Source organism: Streptomyces sp. NPDC000229 (assembly GCF_040300825.1).
In the GTDB taxonomy this organism is placed as follows: Bacteria; Actinomycetota; Actinomycetes; order Streptomycetales; family Streptomycetaceae; genus Streptomyces.
The window spans coordinates 1-6,644 of sequence record NZ_JBEPEL010000147.1; the positions used below are offsets into that span (position 1 = coordinate 1).

At 67.9% G+C, this 6,644-nt stretch carries 4 protein-coding genes and 1 pseudogene; 1 reads left to right on the plus strand and 4 read right to left on the minus strand.

All coding sequences use genetic code 11. The annotated features are described in order from the left end of the window. Positions 1-1,868: 1,868 nt before the first annotated feature. The gene (locus tag ABT360_RS34860; protein ID WP_351825701.1) at positions 1,869-2,384 is read right to left on the minus strand and encodes an endonuclease domain-containing protein; all 516 of its coding nucleotides are present in this window, start codon (positions 2,382-2,384) and stop codon (positions 1,869-1,871) included. Between the two features lie 1,017 nt (positions 2,385-3,401). Between ABT360_RS34860 and ABT360_RS34865 the strand changes: the two genes are divergently transcribed. Then, complete coding sequence (locus tag ABT360_RS34865; RefSeq protein ID WP_351825707.1) at positions 3,402-4,940, plus strand: ISL3 family transposase; 1,539 nt, start codon at positions 3,402-3,404, stop codon at positions 4,938-4,940. A 34-nt stretch (positions 4,941-4,974) separates the two neighbouring features. On the opposite strand, the gene ABT360_RS34870 is transcribed toward ABT360_RS34865, so the two are convergent. The 3 genes and pseudogenes from ABT360_RS34870 to ABT360_RS34880 all read right to left on the minus strand — a co-directional run bounded on the left by ABT360_RS34870 (position 4,975) and on the right by ABT360_RS34880 (position 6,375). Beyond that, positions 4,975-5,370 (minus strand): hypothetical protein, encoded by a 396-nt coding sequence (locus ABT360_RS34870; protein WP_351825703.1) that lies wholly within the window; start codon positions 5,368-5,370, stop codon positions 4,975-4,977. Between the two features lie 99 nt (positions 5,371-5,469). Next, a pseudogene (locus ABT360_RS34875) lies at positions 5,470-5,826 on the minus strand (IS5 family transposase); the annotation flags it as partial. 24 nt (positions 5,827-5,850) lie between these two features. Further along, on the minus strand, positions 5,851-6,375 hold the full coding sequence (locus tag ABT360_RS34880; protein ID WP_351825705.1) for a hypothetical protein: 525 nt from the start codon (positions 6,373-6,375) through the stop codon (positions 5,851-5,853). Positions 6,376-6,644 lie beyond the last annotated feature (269 nt).

Consider the following 6,644-nt stretch of genomic DNA (forward strand, 5'->3'; position numbering starts at 1 on the left):
GGAACAGCAGGTCGTTGCTCCCGGCGGGGAACGGCGCCAGGACGGCCCGCCGCGACTCGACGCAGACCAGGGCGCAGCCCGACCGGCTGCGCCCCGGAAGACAGTTCATCCCCCCGCCCCCGTCTCTGGGCGTCCAGCGCTCTCAAGGACATCCAGGCGCCGAGGACTCGGCCCCGGCTGGCAGGGCATGACCGTGGCGACCACGGGAAGGTAGCTGCAGCGGTTCCACTCTCCGCGGTACGGGAGCTGCTGGTGCCGCTGCCCAGCCGCGCCGCCCAGGTCCTCGAGCTGGCCGTGCTGACGCACCCGGGGTAGGCGGAGGCGAGGGAGTTGGCTCGCTGGATGGATGGACCCGCGCGTCAAAGGCCGCACGAGCTCCGGACTGTGAGGGGTGCCTCGGTCAGCGTGAGTAGGCGGACGGGGTTAGGCGGTTGCCGGTGACGATTCCGGCGAGGACGAGACGGTCGGTGGTGGCGCCGTGGGGACGGTGGGTGGTCAGCCAGGCGAGTTCGTCGATGCACAGGGTGCCGCTGCTTGTGGTTTTGTGAGTGAGGTCGAGGATGAGGATCTACCCGAAGGGGGCGTTGGTGTTGGTGTACTCGGCTTCTTGGGTGAGGTACTTGGCCTCGATGTGAGCGCGGCTGTTGTCGTCGCTGTCCTGCTTCATCTCGGTGAGGTAGCGCAGCGGTCCGAAGTGACGTCGGCGCGGCCCATGCCGATGTTGATGGGTTCGACCTGGACGACGCTATGCAGGGGACCGGCCAGCAGCCACTCGTGGAAGTCGCGCTGGAGATCGCCTTCGTTGGCGTCGCGCGCTGTTTCTGTGGGACGAGGACATGCGTAACCGCCATCAGCACGAACGGGACACCGGCTATCTGCCGGACGCCGGCGGTATGACTGGTGCCCAACGCCGGGCCGCACCAAAGGCGAACCAGATCCTGCTTGACGCTGCTCCCGCTGCTGGCCTTACCGCAGTCAAGGTGTGCGCGACGTGGCGGGCGGCCTCCGGTTTCGCACACGGCCGCTACTGGCCCAACCTGCGTGTCTCCATGCCCATCGATGCGGTACGGGGAGGCCCAGACCACTATCTGGCTGCCCTCGTCATCGACGAGAGCGAGCACCGGAAGCTGGCTCAGTACACTCGTGCCTTGCTCCAGAACGTGCAGACCAGGTACCTAGCGCGGTCCACCACCCACTGACACACAGTCCCGCCCGGACCGCAGGGCGGCCGTCGCCGGCCCGCCGTGCCCTGGGGTTCCGGCGCCGCAGCCGTCCGTCCGCCGTCTGCCGGATTGCCGCTCACGCCGCCGTGCCGTCGACTGGTCGTACGCCGTCGTCCGGCTGGGCCTGTGCCGTTCCGGTGTCCTGCCGTCCGCTTCAGGGTGAGCAGCGGGTGACGCCTCGGTGTTGGCGCAGGAGCTGGGCATGGTCATGCGATCCAGCCCGGTGCCACAACGGAGTCGCGGACTTCTCGTGAGACTTGACGGGGTGGTGCCGTGCCGCCCGGCCGGTCCGCCGCGCTGGTCTCCCGCTGGCCCCGCTTTCCCGGGGGTACCCGCCGTGCGGTTGATGCTCGCTTTCCTGTTCGTTGTCCGTGCCGCCGCGGCCCGGCCGGGGGTGTTTCCTGTGTCGGCTGCCCGGATTCGGGTGCTGACGGGAGCAGTGGTCGTTGGGCTGCCGTGCCGGCGTACGCCGCCGTCCCGCCGCTGCGGGGTGCCGGCCTGGTCTGCCGCGTCCGGGCGGCTGCGTTGCTTCGGTTTCGGCCTGCTGCCGTCGAAGGGTGAGGCGGTCGACGTCCGGCCAGCCCGTACTACCGCCCGGGTGCGCTGTGCGGGGTTTCGCTCGTCGTGTTCGCTCCGGGGTGCGGGTTATGCGAAAAAGGCGTCGAGGATGGATGTGAACGGGCCCCGTGGGGCGCCGAGATCGCGGTCCGTCACCTGAGCTTCCGGTTGTCGGGCTGGTGGGTGGTTCAGGTAGTTGTTGAAGCGTGGGCTGTCGCGGAGTATTTCCGGGAGGCGTTCATATGCGGGCAGACGGGTCGCGTTGCATGGCTGGCACAGGATTCCGCGGACGCACTGCCCGCAGTTGGAGCCACCTCGCCCGCAGCAGGCGTGATCGTGGTCGATGCACCAGAAGGTACGGTCGGTGCCGTTGAGATCGTCGAAGTCGTTGGGCTGTTCCTGGCACAGGGCGCAGGAGTCGTTCTGTGACCGGAGGATTGCGTTGACCCCCGCGACCGTGAGGCGATATCGCCGGGCGTTCTGCTGGGCTCGATCGCAGCGGACGCACAGTTCTCGGTTACGCCGGCGGATTCTGGGGTTGGGGTCATCATCGTCCTGGCACATTGCGCAGCAGAAGAAGTCGTCGTTGAAGGCGAAGTTCACGCCGGGACCTTACGGCCCGCAGCACCGTCGCACCCCGGGAGGGGGCTGCATGGGCCGGAATCGCCGATCTGGCCGGCAGCCATGCCCGAACCGCAGGGGCCCTACCCCGACCAACGGATCGAGCACCCAGCGCGTCCGCTCCTCAGGCGCCTTCATGTCCCAGAACATCCCGCCCCCTCGTTCCTGTGCACCGCTCCGGCCCGACCGGCCGGTGATCTTGCTTGGCACCTCAAGCGCGCCCACTGACTTCCACGGTGCGCAGACTGCTGGTGTGTCACGGGATGCCGCCGCCCCGGGCCGCTGCCGCCGCTCGTCGTCCCGCCGCCGGGCGCTCGTGGCGCCGCCGTCCCGCCGCGGTCGGCGTCGGCGGCGTCGTGCTGCCGTTCCGTCGTCGTGCTGCTCCTTCGCCGTGTTCGCCGCGACGTGTCTGGTTGTCCGGCCGAGCGGCCGGTGCCGGTTTGCGGTCGGGCCGTTAGGTGGTCGTCCCGGCCGGGGCTCCCTCGGATGACCAATAGCATCCGGATGATGAGGACCCGTTGTTTGGCCGTCCGGGGGTGTTCCCGGGCCGGACTGGACGCTCGGCCACCGTGCTGCCGCCCGGGCGGGGGCTGTCACCCGTCCCGCCGCCCGTCGGCGCCGCTGGTGCCGTCCGGTTGCCGGAACCTGCTGATGCGACCGAGCCGTGGCTGGCCCGCCCGCCGCTGTCCCGCGGTTCGACGGCGTCGCGTCGTCGGGGCCTCCTGGCTTGTTGTTCGGTTTCCGTGCTGGAGCGCGCGGGCTGGTGTTGGTCTTGGTGAGTGCGCCGGCAATGGTCGTCGGGCCGCTGCCCTTCGGGTGCTGCCCCGGTGCCGCGTTGCTGCCGTCGTACCGTCGCCCGGGCTTCGTCGTGCCGCCTGCTGTCGGCGTACACGTGAACGGGGTCTGTCGCCGATGTTGTGACGTGTTGCCTGGTTGATCGTTCGTGTGGGTGTGCAATTCAGGGGCTTGAGGCAAGTCCTGCCGCGCCTGGCGGCGGTGGTGATCGAGGCGGTTCGGCGGGATGCGGATGGTGTCGTCTTGCGTGCACGTTCGCGTACCCCTTCGGCACAGTGTCCGCGGTGCGGGGAGAGTTCAGGTCGAGTGCATGGCCGGTACGAACGGCGCCTCGCAGATGCTCCTCTAGGCGGGCTGCCGGTGATGATCGTGCTGCTGATACGGCGGTTCAAGTGCCTTGGGCAGGACTGCCCGGCAGTGACCTTTGCCGAGCAGATACCGGGCCTGACCCGCCCGCATGCGCGCTTCACCCCGGCCCTGCACCGGCTGCTGGCCCGTGTCGCGGAGGCTTTGGCTGGACGTCCCGGCTCGCGTCTTGCGCGCAGGACTGGTGTGTCGGTTGCTAAGGACACGATGCTGCGCCTGCTGCTGGATGAGCCGGGTCAGGTACGTGTCCTTGGCGCCGATGAGTTCGCCCTGCTCAAAGGCCACACCTATGCCACGCTGCTGGTCGACCTGGAGGCCCGACGGCCGATCGACGTGCTGCCCGGACGGGATGCCGAGCCGGTGGCCCGCTGGCTCGCCGACCACCCCGAGGTCGAGATCGTGTGCTGGGATCGCGCCACGGCCTACGCGGAGGCGGCCAGGAAGGCGGCTCCGCAGGCAGTCCAGGTCGCTGACGTTTGGCACCTGTGGAGCAACTTGGCGAAGGCCGTCGAGAAGACGGTCGCCGCCCACTACGGGTGCCTTCGCGCTGCCCATGAAGCCGTTGCCCCTGCCGATGCCCTGGAACCGCCACCAGTGCCGGACGGCTTCCTCGACGTCCGCGGCCGGCCCCGTCGGATCGTGGCCACCATCCGCGAGCGGCACCAAGCCGTCCAGGATCTTGTCGCTGAAGGCCGCTCGCTGCGCGGCATCAGCCGTGACCTGGACCTTGATTACTACGCGGTCCGCCGCTACGCGAAGACTGCAAACGTTAACGAGCTTCTGGTGAAGGTCACCCAGCGCCGCACCAAGTTGGACGACTACAAGCCCTACATCTATCAGCGCTTCACTTCCGGCTGTCACAACGCCAGCCAGCTCTTCCGTGAAGTCCGTGCCCAAGGCTTCCCGGGCGAGCGAACGGCTGTGAACCGCTACGTCCGCCTGCTGCGAGACGGCACGGTGACCACACCTCCGCCGCCAGCACTGCCCAAACCCCGCAGGGCCCTGCGCTGGGTCATGACCCGCCCCGAGCATCTACGGCCCGACGAAGCCGTCGGACTCAAAGAGATCCGCGCGGCTTGCCCGGAACTCGACGCGACAGTTGGTCACGTTCGTGCCTTCGCCGGTCTCATGCACGAACACCGCGGCGAAGATCTTCCCGTGTGGATCGAGCGGGTCCAACAAGACGACCTGCCGCACCTGCACCAGTTCGCCAACGGGCTCTTCCACGACTATGACGCGGTCACCGCCGGCCTGTCCACTTCCTGGAGCTCGGGCCAGGTGGAAGGCCAGGTCACGAGAGTGAAACTTCTCAAGCGCGCCGGATACGGCCGGGCCAAACTCGACCTCCTCCGCATGCGCATTCTCCTCCGAAGCTGACCCGCGGCACCACAGGACCAGGATGTGAGTCCCGCTACCGAAGTGGCGGTCCCACTGCGATGTCGACCGCGACGGCGTTCCAGCCGGGTTCGTTCACAGCCACCCGGATCCACCGCCTGCCCTGTTCACCAAGGAGCTTCACAAAGCGGGTCTCGCCCATGACGTCACCGATGACCAGGCGCCCATCGGCCAACGCGAGCGGTCCTTCAAAGACCGTGGTGAAGGAAGGATCCGGCCCGGCCCCCTCGTCGAACGGCTCGACGAAAAGCCGCACCTTGATGAGCTGGGCCTGAGCCTTCACCCGCACCACTACGTGAGTGTCACAGGCGACCGCGGCCTCTTCCCCCAACTCCATCGCCGGCAGCCAGTCAGTCGACCCCAGCGCCAGGACTGGGTGATTGACATACGCATCCACCCCGGCGACCTGCATGCTCGGCCCCCTCCCATCTCGCCTCGCGAAGCGCAGTGATGCTATCCGGAAGCGCTGACAGGCCCGGGCGGTGGCCGATCACAAGATCGGCGACAGACCCTTTCGCGCCCCGGCGGCGTGCTGGTGGGCCCGAACGATCGTGGAGTCGACCGACACGAGCCAGTCGATGTCTCCGGCCGCGTCCGCCCTCGCCTGTGCGGCCCGAAGCATCCGGTCGAACGTGCCGTTCGCCGCCCACCGGCGAAAACGGGTGTGGAGCGTGGCCCACGGTCCGTACCGCTCGGGCACGTCCCGCCAGGCTACCCCGGCCCGGAACTTCCACACGATCCCGTTGAGGACCATCCGGTCGTCCAGTCGTGGCCGCCCCAGCGCGGGCCGGGGCAGCAATGGATGTATCAGATCCCACTCGGCATCAGACAGTTCGTGGCGGCGTATCACCCCACTATGATCCGCCAATCAAGATCACTTTGACGACAGGTCCTAGCGAAGTGGGGAGTTGCTGAGTCGTTCTACCTGCCGGTTGATGAGCTCACGAGGGAACTCGGCAGGGCGGTCCACGTCCATCGAGCTGAACGCCGCGGTCGTATTGCCCACTCGTACGATCACGAACTGCTCGTTGCGCATGCCCACCTCTGTCGGTCCGGTGATACGCAGGCTCAGCGTCTCGTCTCCAAGCAGTGAGTACTCCTCCATGGTGACTTGGGCTGTGTACTTCCCTGTCCAGCCCGTCCCTGTGTAGGACTTGCACGTTGTGAGCGCCTTCCGTAGCTGCATGAAGGCCTGCTCCGCCTTCGTGCCGTCGTAGGAAGCGAGTGTGGAGCCTCCTGGGTAGATTCCGTCGTGCCAATTGAAGATCTGGATCACGGAGGCGGAGGCTGTCTCGGCCTCGAGGACGTCGAGCATCGTTTGGCACGACGCATCCGAGACGGGAGGAAAGGTCGGGTAGCTGACCGACTGGTCCTCCGGAGGGGGCTCGTCCACGGCCCGGCCGCGGGTCTGTGGCACTTCACCGTCCTTGAAGGCAAGGCCTTCAATTGCTCGGTTGTCAGCGTCGGTCTCGCCATCACGGGGGAGGCCTCTGCCGATACCCCGTCCGACCGGCCGGCCGTCGGTGCGGACGCCGTCGGGGGCACCGCCCCTTCGGCTGCACAGCCAGAGACGATCAGGGTTATGGCGGCAAGCACACACCCTGCCAAGGTCTGCCGCTGTCCGTACCTGCGCATACTGCCTCCCGCGATGCTCGTATCGGAGAGGGGAACATAACCGTGTCATCC

Coding starts and splice junctions, on each gene's coding strand:
- ABT360_RS34870 (WP_351825703.1), bottom strand. CDS start 5,370: ATGCAGGTCGCCGGGGTGGATGCGTATGTCAATCACCCAGTCCTGGCG.